The 1682-nt window shown below is 51.9% G+C and carries 1 protein-coding gene and 1 pseudogene; both read right to left on the bottom strand.

What is annotated here, in order from left to right; genetic code table 11:
- A pseudogene (locus HWQ67_RS17850) lies at positions 1–453 on the bottom strand (transketolase family protein); the annotation flags it as partial.
- Positions 450–1286, bottom strand: coding sequence for a transketolase (locus HWQ67_RS17845; protein WP_218254045.1), 837 nt, complete (start codon positions 1284–1286; stop codon positions 450–452). The gene HWQ67_RS17845 and the pseudogene HWQ67_RS17850, both read right to left, overlap by 4 nt.
- Positions 1287–1682: the final 396 nt, after the last annotated feature.

Here is a 1682-nt window from a genome sequence, read left to right as displayed (position 1 = left end):
GTCACTTGGTGAGAGGACGTGGAAGTTTGGCAGGAGGCGCATTATGGCGATGTCCTCAACACAGTGGTGCGTGGGGCCGGAGACGTCGTAGCTCAATCCGGCGCCGACACCTATGAGGTTGACGTTGAGGTGTTTCAGCTCCGAAAACAGCGACAGGTTGACCCGTATCTGTTCGTAGGCGCGCATGGTCAGAAACGGCGCTATAGCGTAGGCGTAGACGGTACATCCCTCAAGCGCCAGGCCGGTTGCTATGTTTATGAGGTTCTGTTCGGCGATCCCGACGTTTATGAATCTATTGGGGAAGTCGGCCCTCACCCTGTCCAGGGCAGGGGAGCCGAAATCGGCTGCAAGGAAGAAGATGCCCTCATTCTGAACCATCTTGTCATAGAGACGCTCTATGAAGGCGTCCCTCATTGTCTTTGATTGTCCTATGCTCTGTGCCACCATGCTCATTGCATCACCTCTAACAGGTTATTGATCTCCTGGACCTTTAATGACTTAATATGACATAGGGAGTCGTTTTCCAGTTGCGGGATACCCTTGCCCTTGATGGTGTTTGCCACCAGGACGTTGGGCCTGTCTCCGGTGTCTGCCTTGAGTGCCATGAGGGCATCGTAGACGTCCTCGATGACGTGGCCGTCATTGACGGTGCTGGTGTCCCATTCAAAGGCCCTGAACTTGTCTTCGATGCAGCCCAGGTCAAGGACGTTCTTGCAGTAATCGAGCATACAAATCTTGTTGTTGTCAACGATCAGGTTGAGATTGCCCAGCCTGTGGTGTGCGGCAAACATGATGGCCTCCCACACGGAACCCTCATAGAGTTCACCGTCGCCCAACAGGACGAAGACCTTTGCGTTGGGGGCTTTTTTTCTCAACGCCAGGGCTACGCCACATGCCACGCCCAGGCCGTGCCCCAGGGAACCGTTGACCGTCTCAAGCCCCGGGATTATCGGGTCCGGAATACCCCCCAGGAAGGAGCCGGCCTTGCCTATTGTCGTCAGCTCCGCCATGTCAAAGTACCCGGTGTCGGCAAATATGGGATAGAGCGAAATAGCCCCGTGTCCCTTGCTCACGATCAGTCTGTCCCTGTCAGACCATGTGATGTTTTTGGGGTCAAACCTCAAGACCCCGCCATAATACAGCGCAACAAATATCTCCACGTCCGACATAGACGAGGCCACCCTCGTCTCCGAAGATATTGCGTGAATCTTCAGCGTCTCCCGCCTGACCCACAGCGCCTTTGCCCTTAGGTAATCCATCAACTCTGTTCGTTTCTTGTCATCCATCGTCATAATGTACCTTCGTGTCTATCCTTCCTGTGTTTTATGGTCTTAGTGTGTTCTTCAAGATTTTCCATTTCTTTGTTTTTGGCTACCATTCTTTTGGTTTGAAGCCTATGGAGCTCTTCACCTCCATAAGTTCATCCCCGACGCCTAATGCCAGGAAGCCTTGTTTTTCCAGATGTACGAGTACAGTCGGTTCAACGTAGAGACTTGCAAGGATGCCTATCAGCTTACAGTCTTTGTACTCAGGGAAATACGACCTGAACTCTTCCAGATCATTCTTAAACTCTTCTGCATGTAACCGATTGTTATATTCGCAGAAAAAGGGAACTTCCCGATGGCAGCAAGGTCAAAGAGTATGACGCAGTGGCCATAGTTGGGCAATATGTCTTTGTAAAC

This window comes from Candidatus Magnetobacterium casense (assembly GCF_019173545.1).
Lineage (GTDB): Bacteria > Nitrospirota > Thermodesulfovibrionia > Thermodesulfovibrionales > Magnetobacteriaceae > Magnetobacterium > Magnetobacterium cryptolimnobacter.
Note: the sequence above shows the minus strand (reverse complement) of the source record. Positions and strands in the feature narration are given on the sequence as shown.